Origin of the sequence: Bradyrhizobium sp. ORS 111 (genome assembly GCF_045571485.1) — a bacterium.
GTDB lineage: Bacteria > Pseudomonadota > Alphaproteobacteria > Rhizobiales > Xanthobacteraceae > Bradyrhizobium.
Map to the genome: position 1 here is coordinate 478,206 of NZ_CP120701.1, position 17,412 is coordinate 495,617.

Annotated in this window: 15 protein-coding genes; 7 read left to right on the top strand and 8 right to left on the bottom strand. The window is 65.7% G+C overall.

Going from position 1 to position 17,412, the window contains the following annotated elements:
* Window positions 1-275: 275 nt before the first annotated feature.
* On the bottom strand, window positions 276-2,651 hold the full coding sequence (locus tag P6U30_RS02280) for a glucose/quinate/shikimate family membrane-bound PQQ-dependent dehydrogenase (RefSeq protein WP_407167932.1): 2,376 nt from the start codon (window positions 2,649-2,651) through the stop codon (window positions 276-278).
* Window positions 2,652-2,915: 264 nt separating this feature from the next.
* Here P6U30_RS02280 and P6U30_RS02285 point away from each other — a divergent pair, with 264 nt between their 5' ends.
* The gene (locus P6U30_RS02285; protein WP_407167933.1) at window positions 2,916-3,665 is read left to right on the top strand and encodes a class I SAM-dependent methyltransferase; all 750 of its coding nucleotides are present in this window, start codon (window positions 2,916-2,918) and stop codon (window positions 3,663-3,665) included.
* Here P6U30_RS02285 and P6U30_RS02290 read toward each other — a convergent pair.
* Both P6U30_RS02290 and P6U30_RS02295 read right to left on the bottom strand, forming a co-directional pair.
* Window positions 3,662-4,219, bottom strand: a complete 558-nt coding sequence (locus P6U30_RS02290; RefSeq protein WP_407167934.1) for an SRPBCC family protein — start codon at window positions 4,217-4,219, stop codon at window positions 3,662-3,664. The genes P6U30_RS02285 and P6U30_RS02290 overlap by 4 nt on opposite strands.
* Window positions 4,179-5,135, bottom strand: coding sequence for a LysR family transcriptional regulator (locus P6U30_RS02295; protein ID WP_407167935.1), 957 nt, complete (start codon window positions 5,133-5,135; stop codon window positions 4,179-4,181). Before P6U30_RS02295 ends, P6U30_RS02290 begins: the two co-directional genes overlap by 41 nt.
* Before the next feature lie 103 nt (window positions 5,136-5,238).
* On the opposite strand from P6U30_RS02295, the gene P6U30_RS02300 reads away from it, so the two are divergent.
* The gene (locus tag P6U30_RS02300) at window positions 5,239-6,420 is read left to right on the top strand and encodes an MFS transporter (protein WP_407167936.1); all 1,182 of its coding nucleotides are present in this window, start codon (window positions 5,239-5,241) and stop codon (window positions 6,418-6,420) included.
* Window positions 6,421-6,443: 23 nt separating this feature from the next.
* Window positions 6,444-7,478 (top strand): aldo/keto reductase, encoded by a 1,035-nt coding sequence (locus P6U30_RS02305; protein ID WP_407167937.1) that lies wholly within the window; start codon window positions 6,444-6,446, stop codon window positions 7,476-7,478.
* Between the two features lie 293 nt (window positions 7,479-7,771).
* Here the strand turns inward: P6U30_RS02305 and P6U30_RS02310 are convergent, their stop codons facing one another.
* Window positions 7,772-9,142, bottom strand: a complete 1,371-nt coding sequence (locus P6U30_RS02310) for a sensor histidine kinase (RefSeq protein ID WP_407170661.1) — start codon at window positions 9,140-9,142, stop codon at window positions 7,772-7,774.
* Between the two features lie 5 nt (window positions 9,143-9,147).
* Window positions 9,148-9,822, bottom strand: a complete 675-nt coding sequence (locus tag P6U30_RS02315) for a response regulator transcription factor (RefSeq protein ID WP_407167938.1) — start codon at window positions 9,820-9,822, stop codon at window positions 9,148-9,150.
* 332 nt (window positions 9,823-10,154) lie between these two features.
* Here P6U30_RS02315 and P6U30_RS02320 point away from each other — a divergent pair, with 332 nt between their 5' ends.
* The 4 genes from P6U30_RS02320 to P6U30_RS02335 all read left to right on the top strand — a co-directional run bounded on the left by P6U30_RS02320 (window position 10,155) and on the right by P6U30_RS02335 (window position 13,583).
* Window positions 10,155-10,733: a class I SAM-dependent methyltransferase gene (locus tag P6U30_RS02320; protein WP_407167939.1), complete on the top strand. Its 579-nt coding sequence runs from the start codon at window positions 10,155-10,157 to the stop codon at window positions 10,731-10,733.
* 11 nt (window positions 10,734-10,744) lie between these two features.
* Window positions 10,745-11,404, top strand: coding sequence for a DedA family protein (locus tag P6U30_RS02325; RefSeq protein ID WP_407167940.1), 660 nt, complete (start codon window positions 10,745-10,747; stop codon window positions 11,402-11,404).
* A 284-nt stretch (window positions 11,405-11,688) separates the two neighbouring features.
* Window positions 11,689-12,531, top strand: a complete 843-nt coding sequence (locus P6U30_RS02330) for a UDP-2,3-diacylglucosamine diphosphatase (RefSeq protein WP_407170662.1) — start codon at window positions 11,689-11,691, stop codon at window positions 12,529-12,531.
* Complete coding sequence (locus P6U30_RS02335; protein ID WP_407167941.1) at window positions 12,531-13,583, top strand: glycosyltransferase family 4 protein; 1,053 nt, start codon at window positions 12,531-12,533, stop codon at window positions 13,581-13,583. The genes P6U30_RS02330 and P6U30_RS02335 overlap by 1 nt, the downstream gene beginning before the upstream one ends.
* Window positions 13,584-13,598: 15 nt before the next feature.
* Here the strand turns inward: P6U30_RS02335 and P6U30_RS02340 are convergent, their stop codons facing one another.
* The 3 genes from P6U30_RS02340 to P6U30_RS02350 are packed head-to-tail and all read right to left on the bottom strand — an operon-like array spanning window position 13,599 to window position 17,341.
* Window positions 13,599-14,873 carry an MFS transporter gene (locus P6U30_RS02340; RefSeq protein ID WP_407167942.1) on the bottom strand — a complete coding sequence of 425 codons (1,275 nt, stop codon included), beginning with the start codon at window positions 14,871-14,873 and terminating at the stop codon, window positions 13,599-13,601.
* 33 nt (window positions 14,874-14,906) lie between these two features.
* On the bottom strand, window positions 14,907-16,364 hold the full coding sequence (locus P6U30_RS02345; protein WP_407167943.1) for an NAD(P)-binding domain-containing protein: 1,458 nt from the start codon (window positions 16,362-16,364) through the stop codon (window positions 14,907-14,909).
* A complete protein-coding gene (locus P6U30_RS02350; protein ID WP_407167944.1) occupies window positions 16,361-17,341 on the bottom strand; it encodes a LysR family transcriptional regulator in 981 nt (326 codons plus the stop codon). The genes P6U30_RS02345 and P6U30_RS02350 overlap by 4 nt, the downstream gene beginning before the upstream one ends.
* Between the last annotated feature and the right edge of the window lie 71 nt (window positions 17,342-17,412).

Consider the following 17,412-nt stretch of genomic DNA (forward strand, 5'->3'; position numbering starts at 1 on the left):
GGGCTGATCCCGACCTTCCCTCTTTCAGGGTAGGGCAATCGCATTTGGGAGCAAACCGCCCTGCGGCATCCTTCGAGACGCCCGCCTTTGGCGGGCTCCTTAAGGATGAGGTCTTGTGTTGCGGCACAATAGTAGACCCTCATGGTGAGGAGCGCCGCTTGCGGCGCGCCTCGAACCACGAGGCCGAGTATGTGCGCAGCCGCCCAAGGCGGCATATGCGATAGCCCTGCCTTTCAGGGGGAAGGGGAAGAAAGATTACGGCCCGATGACGTGGTTCAATCCTTCAAGACGTAGGCGATCACATAATCGCCACGCTTGGTGCCGAACGAGCCGTGGCCGCCGGCTGCGGTGACGACATATTGTTTGCCGTCGGCCTCGTAGCTCATCGGCGTCGATTGGGCGCCGGCGGGCAAGCGATCTTCCCAGACCACCTTGCCGTTACGCACGTCGTAAGCGCGGATCGTGTATTCATAGGTCCCGGTGTAGAACGCGACGCCGCCGGCGGTGGTGATCGGTCCACCCAGCATCGGCACGCCCATCTTGAAGGGGAGCGGCAGCGGCGTGGTGTCCCGGATCGTGCCGTTGGGATGCTGCCAGATGATCTTCATCGTCTTGAGATCGATCGCGGCCATCGAGCCCCACGGCGGCCGGTAGCACGGCACGGCGAGCGGGGAGAGGAAGTTCGAGATATCCACCCCGAACGGCGTGCCGTACATCGGCTGCACTCCGGCCTCGCTGCCGACAGGCTTTTCGGCCGTCGGCGCCGGAGGATTTTGCGGGCCGCGCGGAATGAGCCTCGACACGAACGGCAGCGACATCGGATTGGCGATCGCGATCTGCCTCACAGGATCGATCGCGATGCCGCCCCATTCGAACATGCCGAGATTGCCCGGGAAGACCAGCGTGCCCTGAAGCGACGGCGGCGTGAACGTGCCTTCGTAACGCAACCGATGGAACATGATCCGGCACAGCAACTGGTCGAAGATCGTGCCGCCCCACATGTCCGCGCCGGTCAGTTTTGCCTCCGGGCGGAATGTCAACTCGGAGAACGGCTGCGTCGGTGCAGAGTGGTCGCCGGGCGCGGCGCCCTGCGGCACCGGACGCTCCGGCGCCGGCACGATCAGTTCGCCGTTTCTGCGGTCGAGCACGAAGATGTTGCCCACCTTTGTGGGCTGGATGATCGCGGGCACCACGCCCTTGGCCGTCGTGATGTCGACCAGGCTCGGCTGCGAGGGGACGTCCATGTCCCAGAGGTCGTGATGCACGGTCTGGTACGACCAGGCGCGCTTGCCGGTGTTGATATCGAGCGCAACGATGGAGCTCGAATAGCGCTCGACCAGCGCGTTGCGATTGCCGCCCCAGATATCCGGTCCATTGTTGCCGGTGGGGATGTAGACCAGGTTCAGTTTCGGATCGAATGACGCCGTGATCCAGGAATTCGGCGAACCGTTGGTGTAGTGCCGCGTCGGCGAAGGCAGCGCATTCTCGTCCGCCGCGGCCGAGTCCCAGGCCCAAACCAGCTTGCCGGTGTAGACATCGAAACCGCGCACCACGCCCGAAGGCACGTCGACGCCATAATTGTCGATCACGGCGGCGGCGACGACCAGGATCCTGTCACTCACGACGGGCGGGGACGTCGGCTCGAAGAAGCCGGCCGTCTTGTCGCCCATTCCCTGCTGCAGGTCGAGGATGCCGTGATCGGCAAAGCTCTCGCAGGGTTTGCCACTGTCAGCATCGAGCGCGATCATGCGGCCGTCATTGACAGGCAGGAAGATCCGGCGGGGACATTCGGCGGGCGCAGGACTGCCGCTGCTGTCGACGGCGCCAGGCACGGTCTCATGGTAGGAGACCCCGCGGCAGGTCATGTGCTGGAACGTCTTGTTGAATGTCAGCTTGGGATCGTATCGCCAGCGCTCCGTGCCGGTCTTGGCGTCGAGCGCAAACAGGATCTGGTGCTGCGAGCAGAGATAGAGCGTATCGCGCACCTTGATCGGGGTGACCTCGAAGGTGGTCTCGCCGGAATCGTTTGGTGTCGGCATGTCGCCGGTGCGGAAGGTCCAGGCGACCTTGAGGTTGCCGACATTGTCCGGCGTGATCTGCTTCAGCGGCGAATAGCGCTGTCCGAATTGCGTGCGTCCATAGGCACGCCAATCACCATCCGGTTGCGGATCGGCTTCGCTTTGCGGCACGGGGGAGCCGGCCTCGGCAATCGTGCCGTTGATATCGTGATAGCTGGACAGCAGCCCGACCACGAGCACGGCCGCAGCCGCCACCACTCCGACCCAAAGTGGGGCTGTTGCGCGCGCGTACGATACCGGCTCGCTTCGCACCAGTCCGCGAACGATTATCGGCGTGAGCAGCCACAGCGCCATCGGGAAGATGACGTCGCCGCGCGCCGCGAGCGGCCACCAGTCAAATCGCACCTCATAGACGGCCCACGCCAGCGTGCCGATCAGCACGATCGCAAACAGCCAGAGTGCCGAACGGCGTTGCGCCAGCAACAACGCAGCCGTGGCGATAATGCCGGCGCCGAGGAAAACGTAGAAGATGGATCCACCCAATGCGGCGAGCCAAATGCCGCCGCCCGCCAGGACCAGGCCTATCAAGGCGTAGATGATACCCGTGACGAAGACGGCCCTGGATCGTGGCATGGTTGCTCCGCTGCGGAAGGGGACCGGACCTGTCCGGCGCAAGCGCAACTGACTCCGTCCGCTTTCAAGAAGCTTGGTCCAAATCGCCCATGGCTGGCAACCACAAATTGCGGCACGAACTCCCGTCGCGCGACGCAGTGACGCAAAGGTGACGTATATCAGCGAAACTTGAATCGACACGCTCTTCCAGTTCGGCGTGTCCGCTGCTCTATACCGTCCGGCGAGACTTCACGGCACACAGCAGGCTTACAGGAAGGCGCGGAAATGACACTGAATCCCACGGCTGAAAATTATCGTGTCGCGGTCAACGCTTACGAAACTGGTCGGCCCAGCTATCCGGCCGAGATCGTGGCCGCGCTGCCGCTTCAGGCCGCACATTGCGTCGTTGATCTCGGCGCCGGAACCGGCAAGTTCACCCGCCTCCTGCTTGCGCATTTGTCTTCGACCGCCCGCCTGATCGCCGTCGAGCCCGTGCCGGAGATGTCGGCCAAGCTGGCGAAGGAAGCGATCGTCGAGGTCATCAACGCGCGTGCCGATGCAATCGGCCTGGAAACGGGCAGTGTCGATCTCGTCACCTGCGCCCAGGCCTTCCATTGGTTCGACAACGAGCCGTCCGTCGCCGAGATCGCGCGGCTGCTGCGCCCCGGCGGAACGCTGGCGCTGGTCTGGAACAACAGGGATGACCGCGCGCCATGGGTCGATGCGTTGTCCCGTATGATCGAACACTACGCGGGAGACACGCCCCGGCAACGGACGGGCCGCTGGCGATGGATCCTGAACGATCCGCGCTTCGTGCTCGAGAAGGAAATCGTGCAGGAGCATCCGCATCGGATGCCGCGGCAGGATGTCTTCCAGCGCGTCGCATCGACGAGCTACGTCGCCAACCTTCCGGACACCGCGAAGGCGACCCTTCGTGCAAAGACGGACGACATCCTGCGCGAGGCCGGTCTCGGCGACGCCGACGAGGTGGTGTTTCCTTACGTCACGCACCTCTATTTGCTGAAGCGGGTCTAGATCGGCCCCCGCTCTGGCGAACGCGTGGCAAGCCTTTCCTCAACGATCCGCTTCAGGCGCGGCAGCGCCATGCGCCAGTAGAACGCGGCATGCTTTGCACCGGACTCGGCGCCGATCTCCCACCCGTCCCCGCGGCGTGGCGGTGACGGCGGCACGTGCTGGGTAACCGTCAGCACCGTCTCGTTGCCGTCGGCCGCAAGCGCCATGGTAATCGTCGAATAGGACTCGGGAATATCCGGCAGACCGGACACCCGCGACCAATAGCTGTACGCGAGCCGCGACGGTGGTTCGACGTCGATGACGCGTCCCTTGTCGCGGTAACGCTTTGCGCCAATCACCGCTTCGATCTCGATGGCCGCACCAATGCTCCAATCGGTCTTGAAATAGGCGTTGCGCCAGGTCTCGCCCGCGCAGGGATCGACGATCGCGTTCCAGACATGTATCGGCTCTGCCGCGATGCGGATCGATTCAGTGACCGACTGAAGTGCAGAGGAAACGTCCTTCATTGAATGCTTACCGGCCGGGTATGATCTTCCACTTTCCGTCTGCGCCATGGCGCAGTGCCGGGTCGCCGATGCGGACGTGTTGGGCGAGGAAATCGATGAAGGCCCGCACGCGCGCCGGCAACGGCCCGGCATGGCCGACATAGACCGCGTGGATGTCCTCGCGGTCGCCGGGATTGAGAGTCTGCAATACCGGCACCAGGCGGCCGGCCTCGATGTCGGGGCCGATATGGAATAGCGCCAGCCGTGCGAGCCCGATGCCGCCGAGCGTGAGCTGGCGTGCGGTCTCGCCGTCGCTGGCGCGTGCGACCGGCGGCGGCAGGGCCTCCTCGATCCGCTCACCGCGGCGGAACGGCCAGCCGCGGATGCTGCGTGGAAAGGTCCAGCCGATGCCGCGATGAGCGGCGAGATCGGCCGGCGTCTTCGGCGTGCCGAAGCGGGCGAGATAGGAGGGGGCGGCGACAACGGCCATGCGGCTCGTACCGAGCTTGCGCGCGATCAACCGCGAGGCGCCGAGCGGTCCGACGCGGATCGCGATGTCAGCGCGCTCCTGCATCAGGTCGACCAACGTGTCGGTCAGCACGAAGTCCAGCGTGATGTCGGGATGCTCGCTCATGAAGCGCGGCAATAGCGGCATCACGTGCAGCATGCCGAACGGGATGTTGCTGTTGACGGTGAGGTGGCCGCGCGGCACGCAGGAGGCGGCCTCGCGCTCCGCCTCATCGATGTCGGCGAGGATGCGCTGGGCGCGCTGGTAGAAGGCCTGCCCTTCCTCGGTGAGCTGAAGCTTGCGCGTGGTGCGGTTGACAAGCCGGGTGCCGAGCCGCGTCTCGAGCCGGGAGACCAGCTTGCTGACGCCCGAGGGCGTCAGGCGCAGGCTGTTCGCGGCGGCGGTGAAGCCGCCGAGATCGACGACGCGGACGAAGACATCCATCTCGCCGGAGCGGTTGGTATCGAGGCGAGCCATATTGAATTCATGTCACAAATGATCGGATTGAGGCCATTCTAATCCTTTTGGAGCCGGACCGCTATGTCGCATCCCGGAAATCCCGTTCGTTCCGGAGCGACCCATGCCTGCTGCTGTACTTGCCCTGACCGCCGGTGCCTTCGGCATCGGCACCACCGAATTCCTCATCATGGGGCTGTTGTTGCAGGTCGCCGCCGACATGCAGGTCTCGGTCTCTGCGGCGGGGCTCCTGATCTCCGGTTACGCGCTCGGCGTGTTCGTCGGCGCACCGATCCTCACGCTGGCGACGCGGCGGATGCCGCGCAAGACGGTGCTGCTGGCGCTGATGGCGATCTTCACGCTGGGCAACGCGGCCTGCGCGCTGGCGCCGAGCTATGCGCTGCTGATGGCGGCGCGCATCCTCACCTCGCTGGCGCACGGCACGTTCTTCGGCGTCGGCTCGGTGGTGGCAACGAGCCTCGTCGCCGAAGACAAGCGCGCATCCGCGATCGCGACAATGTTCATCGGCCTGACCGTGGCGACGCTGCTGGGCGTGCCGTTCGGCGCCTGGTTCGGCCTGATGCTCGGATGGCGCGCCGCGTTCTGGGCGGTGGCGGCGATCGGCGTCATCGCCTTCGTCGTGCTGGCCGTGCTGGTCCCCGGCCATGTCGGAGCCAAGGACAAGCCGGCGCCGCTGCGCGAGGAACTTGCCGTGCTGGGGCGTCCGCAGGTCCTGCTCGGGCTGGCGATGACGGTGTTCGGTTTCGGCGGCCTGTTCGCGGTGTTCACCTATGTGCAGCCGATTTTGACGCGGCTCACCGGATTCTCGGATGCCGCGGTCTCGCCGATCTTGCTGGTGTTCGGCGCCGGCCTTGCGATCGGCAATGTCGCGGGCGGACGGCTCGCCGACAAGGGGCTCGCACGTGCGCTGATCGTGACGCTCGGCGGCCTTGCCGTCGTTCTCGTGGCGCTCGCTGCTGTCGTCTCGATCAAGGCAATGGCCGTGACGCTGTTGTTCGTGCTCGGCATCGCCGCGTTTGCGACCGTCGCGCCGCTGCAGCTTCGCGTGCTCGAAGCCGCCGGCGCGGAAGGGCGCACATTGGCGTCGAGCCTCAACATCGCGGCCTTCAATCTCGGCAATGCGCTCGGCGCCTGGGCCGGTGGCGTGACGATCGATCGCGGTCTCGGCCTCAGCGCGCTGCCGCTGGTGGCCGCGCTCATCACCGCGGTCGGACTGCTGCTCGCGTTGTTGAGCCTGCGCCTCGATCGTCCCGCCGTTCTGGCGGCGCAGTGCCCAGCGGAATGAACCGGATCAGAAGGAGTTAAGTCATGAAATATCGCAATCTCGGCGCTTCCGGCCTGAAAGTACCGGTGCTCAGCTTCGGCACCGGCACGTTCGGCGGCGAGGGCCCGCTGTTCTCGGCATGGGGGCGGAGCGGCGTTGACGAGGCACGCCGATTGATCGACATCTGCCTCGACGCCGGCGTCAACCTGTTCGACACCGCCGATGTGTATTCCAACGGCGCGTCCGAGGAAATTCTCGGCGCCGCCATCAAGGGTCGCCGCGACAAGGTGCTGATCTCCACCAAGACCGGCCTGCCGATGGGCGACGGCCCGCTCGATGCTGGCACATCGCGGCATCGTCTCGTTGCCGCTGTCGACGCGGCCCTCCGGCGGCTGGGCACCGACTATATCGATCTGCTGCAACTTCATGCCTTCGACGCCTCCACGCCGATCGACGAGGTGCTGTCGACGCTCGATGCGCTCGTGCGCGCCGGCAAGCTGCGCTATGTCGGCGCCTCGAATTTCTCCGGCTGGCAGTTGATGAAGTCGCTGGCCATCGCTGACCATCATGGCTGGCCACGCTACGCGGCGCATCAGGTCTATTACTCGCTGGCCGGCCGCGACTACGAATCCGAGCTGATGCCGCTCGCGCTCGATCAGGGCGTCGGCGCGCTGGTCTGGAGTCCGCTCGGCTGGGGCCGGCTCACCGGCAAGATCAGGCGCGGCCAGCCGCTGCCGAAGCAAAGTCGCCTGCATGAGACCGCACAGTTCGGGCCGCCGGTCGACGACGAGAAGCTCTATGCGATCGTCGATGCGCTGGACGCGGTCGCTGCGGAGAGCGGGCGCAGCGTGCCGCAGATCGCCATCGCCTGGCTGCTCACGCGGCCCAGCGTGTCGTCGGTGATCATAGGCGCGCGCAACGAGGCGCAGCTCCGCGACAATCTCGGTGCGGTCGGGTGGTCGCTGACACCGGATCAGATCGCGCGTCTCGACAAAGCAAGCGCAGTGATGCCGGGCTATCCATATTACCCCTATCGCATCCAGGAGGGCTTTGCGCGGCTGAACCCGCCGCCGGTCTGACAGCCGAAGACGTTCCACGGATCGGGGGGCAATGCGACAGCCCTGCTCCCCGTATCACGGGTGATGGTAGCGGCGCACGTTTGGCCATCGCTAGAGCAAGATGACTTGAAATGGAATCAGCTCGACCGCAAAGGCGGTTCACCTCTCCCCGACGGGGAGAGGTCGATTTGCGCAGCAAATCGGGTGAGGGGCCGCGGCTCCAATGAGGGACCGTAACCCCTCACCCGGCGCTACGCGCCGAGCTCTCCCAAGGGAGAGGTGAATCGTTGCCGCTCTCGTTCAATCCCATCTCATCACGCCTTAGACGGGCGAACCACCGGAAACACCATTCGCATGCAGGCGCCGCCGGACGGCGCCTCGTCGACCTCGATCCGGCCGCCATGCAGGCCCATGATGGTCTGCACCAGATCGAGGCCGAGGCCGGCGCCGCGTCCGCCCGGATGCAGGCGGTGGAACGGTTCGAATATTTGCTCGCGTTCTTCCCTCGGGATGCCGTTGCCGTCGTCTGAGACCTCGATCCGGCCGGCCTTCATCACCCGGACCAGGATCGTGCCGCGCTGTTGCCCGTGGTCGATGGCGTTTTGCACCAGGTTGGTGAGCGCGCGTTCGAGCGAGGTGTGATCCCCCGTCACGACAATCGACTCGTCCTCGTGCTCAAAGGACATTTCATAACCCGCCGCGAAGGCGAGCGGCGCCAGGTCGAGAACGACCTGCCGAGCGACGCCGACGAGATCGACTGCCGCGAACGTGTCGGTTCGCTGATCGAGCCGTTGCAGATCCAGAAGCTGGCCGGCCATGACGTTGAGGCGGGTCGCGTCCTCGAGCAGACGGGTCTTCTCGGGCCCGGCCTGCAGCGAGGCGACCCGCGTCGACAGGATGGCGATCGGAGTCCGGAGCTCGTGCGCGGCGTCGGCAAGGAAACGGCGATGACGCTCATGGCCTTTGTCGAGGCGGCCGAGGGCCGCATTGATCGCCTTCACCAGCGGAGCAATTTCGATCGGCACCTTGTCGAGCGGCAACTGCACGCCGCGTTGGTCGATGTCGATGCGCTCGGCTTCCGCGGCGGCGTGCTCAAGTCCCGTCATGGTCCGTCGCACCACGAACGGGGTTGCGACCAGCGTGGCCAGCGTCATCAGCACGATGATCGGGAGGATCATGTTCAGGAACACCAGCGGTGTGCTTTCCACCGCGCGCCATATCGATAGTTGGCCATAGGTTCCGGTCAGGATCTGCACCCGCCCTGCCGTTGTATCGACCGATTTGACCAGCCCCGAAGGCGGCCCGCCTTCGGCGGCGTCCCATTTTAGCCGTGCCTCGCTCACCTGACCGAGCACCGAAGCGATCGGCGCAAACCGCGGCGGCACCGTGCCTTCGGAGAGCCGGTGCCCGTCGGCGTCGCGGATGACGAACCAGAGATCGGCATGCTCGGCGCGCAGCGCCGTCAGTTCCGGCGTCTGCCGCAGGATCAATTGGCCCGCAGCATCGCGGGCGATCGCGTCGCGCAGCGCATCGAGCGTGCTGCCCTCGTACTCGCCGATCAGCAGCCCGGCCCGCAGCAGGCCGATCGCGACCAGCCCGATCAGCAGAATCAGGAGGGTCAGCATCACGGCTTGCAACCCTGCGAGTCGTCCGACCAGGCGCCAAGTGAGCGAACGTGGTCGCAGCACGCTCACGGCGTCTCCCGCAGGACGTAGCCGAGGCCGCGCACGCCGTTGATGGTCACGCCGGCATCGGCATCTGCGAGCCGACGGCGCAACCGCGACACGTGGGTGTCCAGCGCATTGGGCTGAACCTCGTCGTCGAGGCCATAAACCGCCTCCATCAACGCGGCGCGCAGCACCATGCGCCCCATGCGGTGCAGCAGCGTTTCAAGCACCAGCCGTTCACGCCGCGGCATCTCCAGGGCATGCTCGCCGACGCTCGCCTCACGATGAGTGAAGTCGAACGACAGGCGGCCGATCCGCGCAACACGGTTCTGCACATTGGCCGGCCGGCGCAACAGCGCGCGGAGCCGCGCCAGCAGCTCCTCGAACGCAAACGGCTTGCCGAGATAATCGTCCGCGCCGCTGTCGAGGCCGGTGACCCGCTCCGCGAGCTCGCCGCGTGCGGTGAGCACCAGCACCGGCACCGCGTTGCCGCTCCCGCGCAACTTCGGGATCAGCGACAGGCCGTCGCCATCCGGCAGTTGGCGATCGAGCACGATCGCGTCGTAGTTGCCTTCCGCTGCGATCGCCTCGGCTTCGGAGAGATCCGGCGCGTGATCGACCAGCATGTCGTGGCGCGCGAGCGCTGCGCGCAGCGCCGCGACCATGTCCGGCTGATCTTCCACCAACAGCACTCGCATTCGCCGCCTTCATCCTTGCATCGGTTCGTTTCCGCCGACTTTACGCCCTCTTCATTGCGGCAACCTTGCGGCTCTCGCCAATCGAATCTGTTGTCGGTCCGCCTTTTTCCGGCGTTCGCGGCCTCGCGACAGGCTCGCGCAAGCTTCGCGTGCGAATCAAGCGGTCGTCCGGGCCAGCGCAGTCGCCATGTTGCCGACGGACTCTGGTCAACCCGGCGGGTGTCTTCCGATCTCGATCGTGGATACGCGCAACGCGAAAGACATGTGAATGGCCTTGTTAACGAATTGCCGCCGCGAGACCGGCACTGCTCTCATCGCGAGGAGATGCCAGCATGTCGGCGGCTGACATCCTGCCGTTCTTCCGCGCATGGGTGCGCAATCCGTTGCAGGTCGCGGCGGTCGCCCCGTCCGGGCCGGCTGTGTCGTCGCTGATGGCGCAGGAGATCACGGCCGACACCGGCCCCGTCCTCGAGCTTGGCCCCGGCACCGGCGTATTCACGCGCGCGTTGCTTCGTCGCGGCGTGCGGCAGCGCGACTTGACGCTGATCGAGTATGGCTCCGAATTCATCCCGCTGCTGCAGCGGCGCTTCCCGGGAGCGCGGGTGCTGTGGATGGACGCGGCCTGGCTGCGGAAGGAGAGACTGTTCGAGGGCGCGTCAGTCGGCGCCGTCGTCAGCGGGCTCGGTCTTCTTGCCATGCCGCAGGAAAAGGTTCGGGCTATCCTCGACGGCGCGTTCGGCTATCTCCGCCACGACGGCGCGTTCTATCAAATTACCTATGGCCCGCGCTGTCCCGTCGCAGGCGCAGTCCTGGATCGCCTTGACCTGCAGGCGAGCTGCATCGGCCAGACCTTTCGCAACCTGCCTCCAGCCTCGGTGTACCGGATCAGCCGGCGCCACCCCAACGCCTGATCGAGAGCGCCATGGATACGTCGAGTACGATCGCAATGTTTCTGCAGTTCGGCCTGCTGGGCGTGGGCTGCTTGGCCCTCGCCGAGAAGTTCGTGCCGCTGCTGCCGTCCTATGTTCTGCTGATGCTGATCGGCCTGACGATTTCCGACGGCACGATGCTGGTCATGACCATCCTGGCGACGAGCGTCGGATCGGTCGTCGGTGCCATCGGCTGGTACGGGCTCGGGCGCGCGCTCGGCTCGCAACGCATCGAGAGCCTGGTGACGCGCTTTGGAAAGTTCGTGTTCCTGCGGCTATCGCTCTACCGCCAGCTCACCGATGCCTATCGCGGCAATCATTTCTGGGTCACGCTGATCGGTCAGACCTTGCCGACAGTTCGGATTTATCTGGCCTTGCCCGCCGGCGTGCTGAGGCTTGAGCCGCGCGCGTTCGTGGCGGCGACCGCGATCGGCACGTTGATCTGGAACATGCCGTTCCTCAGTTTGGGCTATGCGCTGCGCGGCAGCGGCCATGATCCAGTCAGCATCGGCTTCTGGGTGGTCGCCATCCTGATCACCGTGGAGGTCGCGATCGTCCTGGGCATTCGCCTCTACCGCCGCGCGATGGCACCGCCTTGCCTAGCGCCGCCGCGCGCGATGTCGTCGCGCCTGCCCCTGAAGGAAGGCGCATGAGACTATCCCGCTTGACGCCCGGCTCGTATGTCCTCGAGCGCGCTACCGCGGCAGTGCTGACGCTGTTCGCGAGCTATCAGTTTGGTGTCGCGGCGTCCGACGGGCGGCATCGCAGCGCGGAGGTCGCGCTGTTGGTCCTTGCCGCAGGCATTTACTGGCACCGCTCGATCTTAAGGCGATGCGCCAACCGCGATGCGACGAAGGTCGTTGCGGACTTGGCTCAGGCCGTCACGTCAGCATTTGAAGGCAGCAAATGTGGTTGGGACGGCGAGGCCGCGCCATCCATGGCGGATGCACAACGTCGCCCGCATCAGCCGCGCCCCCCCTCGCCGGATGTCGTCAAGGTCAGGAGCCTTTTCATCTCCGACGTCCATCTCGGCACCAGGGGCTGTCAGTCCGAGCAGTTGATCGACTTCCTGCGCCACCACGATGCCGAAACCTTGTTTCTGGTCGGCGATATCATCGACGGCTGGCGCCTGCGTTCGAGCTGGCACTGGCCGAAGACGCATAATGCCGTCGTGCAGGAGCTGGTCGAACTCGCGCGCCAAGGTCGCCGGCTGGTCTACGTCCCCGGCAATCACGACGAATTCCTGCGCGACTACGCCGGTGCAATGTTCGCCGGCATTGAGGTGGTTGAGCGCGCGATCCATCGCGGCCTCGACGGCCGTGACTATCTCGTCGTTCATGGCGATCATTTCGATGTCGTCGTGCGGCACGCGCGGTGGCTCGCTCTGCTCGGTGATGCCGGCTATCGCGCGGCGCTGGCCTGCAACGTCTGGCTCAACTGGATCAGGGCCCGGTTCGGCCTTGCCTATTGGTCGTTCTCATCCTGGGCGAAGCTGCGCGTCAAGAATGCGGTCAATCACATCGGCCAGTTCGAGCAAGTGTTGTCGTCGGAAGCGCGGCAGCACGGCGTGCAGGGCGTGATTTGCGGCCACATCCACCACGCGGCGATCCATGATCAGTTCGGCGTCCGCTACATCAACACCGGGGACTGGGTGGAATCCTGCACCGGTGTGGTCGAGCGCTACGACGGCCAGTTCGAGATCATCCGATGGGTCGACGCGCAACGACGCAGGACATCGGCCGAGTCGGATCTGGTCCCCTTCGTTAAGGCGGTCGCCTGATGCGGGTGCTGATCGCAACCGACGCCTGGCGGCCGCAGATCAACGGGGTGGTTCGCTCGCTGGAATATCTCGCCAGCGAGGCGCCCGCGTTCGGCGCGAACCTTGCGTTCATCACGCCGGGCGATTTCCGCACCGTGCCGCTGCCGGGCTACCGCGAGATTCGCCTTGCGTTCGCATCGATCAGACGCATCGAGCGCGCGATCGCCGCCGCGCGTCCCGACTCCGTGCATATTGCGACCGAGGGGCCGATCGGCTGGATCACCCGGCATGTGTGCCGGAAGCGCGGCTATCCGTTCACGACCAGCTATCACACCCGCTTCCCCGAATATCTGGCGGCGCGGCTGCCGGTGCCGCTGCGGTGGAGCTATGCGGCGTTGCGCCGCTTTCACAACGGCGGCGACGGCACCATGGTTGGCTCTCCATCGCTGGAGCAGGCGTTGAAGGCGCATGGATTCCGCAATCTGATGCCGTGGACGCGCGGTGTCGATGCCGATCTGTTCCGGCCCCGCGCCCGGCGGCCGCTCAATTTCCCGGAGCCGGTGTTTCTTTATGTCGGGCGGGTTGCGGTCGAGAAGAACCTCGAGGCCTTTCTCGCTCTCGATCTGCCGGGCTCGAAAGTCGTGGTCGGAGACGGGCCATTGCGTGGCTGCCTGCAATCGCGATTTCCGCACGCGCATTTTCTCGGCACGCGGACGGGCAGGGCGCTCGCGGATGTCTACGCGTCGGCCGATGTCATGGTGTTCCCCAGCCTGACCGATACGTTCGGAATGGTGCTCCTCGAAGCGCTGGCGTGCGGTCTGCCGGTCGCCGCCTTTCCGGTGATGGGTCCGCGCGACGTCATCGGCGAATCAGGCTGCGGCTGCCTCGATCCCGACCTGCGTCGCGCCGCGCTTGGCGCGCTGCTTGTGCCACGCGAGAAATGCCGCGCCTACGCCCTGACGTTCACCTGGCGTGAGAGCGTGCGGCAATTCCTCGACAATATCGGTCGGGCGCATGGGACGCCACGGTGCAACGACGACCGGCCGGCCGCGGCGGCCAGCGCGGCCACGTAGCGCAGCGCAAATCGCTCATCGTGGCTTGGCGTCAGTAGGCCGCATCGCGAGCACGGAGATCAGGCCGAGGCCCACACCGATCATCACGTAGAAGATCGGTGCCAACGGCGAGGCCGTGAGCGCAATCAGCCAGGTGACGAAGAACTGGGCGAAGCCGCCGGAGATCAGCACCGCGACATTGTTGACGATCGACAGCGAGGTCGAACGGATCCGAACCGGAAACAGCTCCACAAGCGTAGTGCAGTAGACGCCGAGGAAGAACGCGCTGAAGAACCCGATCACGACCTGGGCGGCCAGCAGCTTGAGGATCGTGGGCTCGGCAATCACCCAACTGTACAGCGGGTAGAGCGATACAAAATAGCCGATCAGTGATACCAGCAGGAGCGGCTTGCGCGGATAGCGGTCGGAGACCGCGCCGGCGATCGGGACGACGATCACCATCACGATCGCCGCGATCATCTGCACCAGGAAGCTCTGCATCAACGGCAGCTTCAGCACCTCCTTGGCGTAGGTCACCGTGTATCCGAAGGTGACGTAGAAGGAGACCGCGCTCGCGACCACCATTCCCATCCCGATCAGGTAGTTGCGGCCGGGGCTCTTGAGGTCGTTCGCGAAGGCGGCATTCTGCGCGGTCGCCCGATCCTTGCGAAGCGCATCGGGCTCGACGAGCCTGGCGCGCATGTAGAGCAGGATCGGGACGATCGCGAGGCCGACGAAGAACGGGATCCGCCATGCGCCGGCGATCAACTGCTGCTGCGTGAACAGGAGCGTCAGGCCGGCGCCGAGCGTTGCGCCGAGCACGTTCGCCATCAGTTGCCCCGTGATCTGCCACGAGCCGTAGAAGCCGGTGCGGCCCGGCGGAGCGGCCTCGATCAGGTAGGCGGTGGAGGTGCCGAACTCTCCTCCGACCGAGAAGCCTTGCAGGAGGCGGGCAACCAGCACGATGAGCGGTGCCGCGATTCCGGCGGTGGCGTAGGTTGGCGCCAGCGCCAGCATCGCGACCGCCAGCGCCATCAACGCCATGCCGAGCGTCATCGCCGCCTTGCGCCCTTTGCGATCGCCGAAATAGCCGAGCACGAGGCCGCCGATCGGCCGCATCACAAAGCCGGCGCCAAACAATGCAGTCGTCAGCAACAGCGCGTTGAGGTCGCTACCGGGAATGTTCGGATCGACCGGAAAGAACAGGTTCTTGATGACCGGGGTCATCAGGGCAAAGATCGTGAAGTCGTACCATTCCATCGCATTGCCGGCGATCGCGGCCACGATGGCATTCCTCTTGGTCGTCTGCATTTGCGCTCCCCCGTTCGTTGCTGAATCCGGTCTCTATTCGGCCGGTTGTGTTGCGTCGGCATCGGTCCATTCGTCGCCGAGGATTTCTGGCGTCGCGAACGCCTTGAGGTTCTCGAAATGGCGTTCGCGATCTTCAACGAAGAGCCGGCGAACGAGCCCGCGCGCGAGGCGATCGGCGCCCTCGCTGATCGCCGGGATATCGCCGCTGAGCTTGCCGTGGCTCAGGGTTGCCGGATAGTTGAAGCAGTGCAGGCGTGACAATGCCGGACAGGCACCCGGCACTTTCTCCAGGAACTCGAAGCTGTCGCCGAGATCGGGCGAGGATTCCAGCTCCGGATTGGCCATTCCTTCGGGGGTTGCGAAGCGATCGGACCACAGGCGGATGTGGGGCGCGAATTCGGACAGCTCCGGGCGCAGGCCGAGGTCGACCTTGAAGCCGGTGCCGAAGATGATGAAGTCGGTCGCGTAACGGCCCTTGGGCGTGGTCACCACGAGGTGGTCGTTCTCGACCGCGAGATCGGTGATCGGGCTCGCCAGATGAAAACGCGCCTGCTTATGAGCCGAGATGCGCAGCACGCTCGGCCGCGGCGGCGGCGTCTGCGCCTTCAGCGTGTGATCGAGGAAGCGCCACTTCCAATCGTCGGGCAAGCCGGCAAAGCCGTGCACGACGCCCTGGCTGCCGATTCCGGTGAACTTGTTGATGCGTGGAATGTCCGGTCGCCGGATGAAGAGGTCGAGCCTGGCGGCCCCGGCCTCGAGCGCAGTCGCCGCATTGTCCATCGCGGAGGCGCCGGCGCCCACCACGGCGACGCGCTTGCCGCGCAGGCGCGCGAAGTCGATCGCCTCGGCCGAATGCGCCCAGAAGCGCTTGTCGATGTGATCCGTGATCGGCGGGACATAGGGGCCGCCGAGGCCGTCGCGCCCGGTCGCCAGCACAACATGGCGCGCGAGAAGCTGTCGCGTGCGGCCATCTTCGCGGATGTCGAGCGCCAGCAGATCGTCGGGCCGGGCGTGAATATGTTCGACCGAAACCTCGTTGCGCACAGGCAGGTCGAGCACCTTGCGATACCAGATGAGGTAATCCATCCACATCGGGCGCGGTGCGCGGTCGAGGGCCTTCCACGCCGCCTCGCCGTATTGGGCCTCGTAGAACGCGCGGAAGGTCAGCGCCGGCAGGCCCATCGCCGGACCCGTCAGCTCCTTCGGCGAACGCAGCGTTCGCATCCGCGCAAAGGTGACCCACGGTCCTTCGCGCCCGGCCGGTGCGCGGTCCAGCAAAAGGTGGTTTTCGACGCCAAGGCGCTTCAGCAGGCCTGAGGTGACGAGGCCCGCCATTCCGGCGCCGACGATCACGACGTCAACGACGTCTTGCCCATCGACCACACGGCGCGGCACCCAGGATTTCGACGGGAGCTCGAGCCAGGCGAGATCCTGCTTCAGGCGCGCTTCGAGCGCGGCTAGTCCGATTGCCCCGGCCGCGGTCACTGTCATGAACGTTCTCTCTCGAATGCCTCGGGTGCGCCGGCGGGTTCGGACAGCGCGGCTTCGCCGCCGTGCAGCTTCGCCCCGGGCATCAGCGTGACCGCCGTGCGCAGCGCATCGTTGATTGCCGCGACCGTCGGCGTCAGCTCGCGCCCGGTCGGTGAAACCGCGGCGAACAGGAAAGGAATGGCGATGTCGAGCGGGCGCGTGACGACACCTTCCATCGCAAGGCTCGAGGTCAGCACCGGCTCGACGATCGCAATCCCGAGCGACTGCTTCGCCATAGCGATCGCCGTCAGCGAGGAGTTGGTGTCGATGATCTCCGCCGGCGCAGCGCCGGCCCGCGCGATCGCCTCGTCGACGCGGCGGCGAAGCCGATACGGGTTCGCCATGGTCAGGAGCCGGCGGCCGTCGAGATCCTTCAGGCGGATCACCTTGCGCCGGGCGAGCGGATGATCCGCGGCAAGGCACGCCACGCAGGGCACCTCGCAGACCCATTGCACGTCAAGGCCCGGGTGCTGCACCGGCAGGCTCGCGAGCCCGAAATCCACGGATTGCGACAACACCGACTGCACCACGTTCTCGGCCGAGAGCGCCTGCACGTGGACTTGCCGCGGCAGCAGCGTGTGCTCCACCGTCGCCAGTGCGATCGGCACGATGCCGCCCGCAAGCGCCGGGATCGCGGCGAGGCTGAGCACCGGCAGCGCGCCGGCGCCGATCGCGGCCGCACGATCGCGAATGTGCTTCAGCCCGAGCAGCAGGCGTTCGACTTCGGCGTGGAACAGGATGCCCTTCGGCGTCGGGCTGATGCGCGGCCCGTTCCTGGAAAACAGCAGATAGCCGACGTCGGTCTCCAGATCCTGGATCTGCCGCGTCACCACCGGTTGCGACCGGCCCAGCAGCCGCGCCGCGCCGGTGATGCTGCCGGCCGACATCACGGCGGCGAAGGCCTCCAGCAGGCGGATATCGATCACATCGTCTTGCATGAGCGGATTCTGTATCATCTTATTTTAGAATGATAGAAGATTCTTGATGCAAGATACGAATTATGATTGCA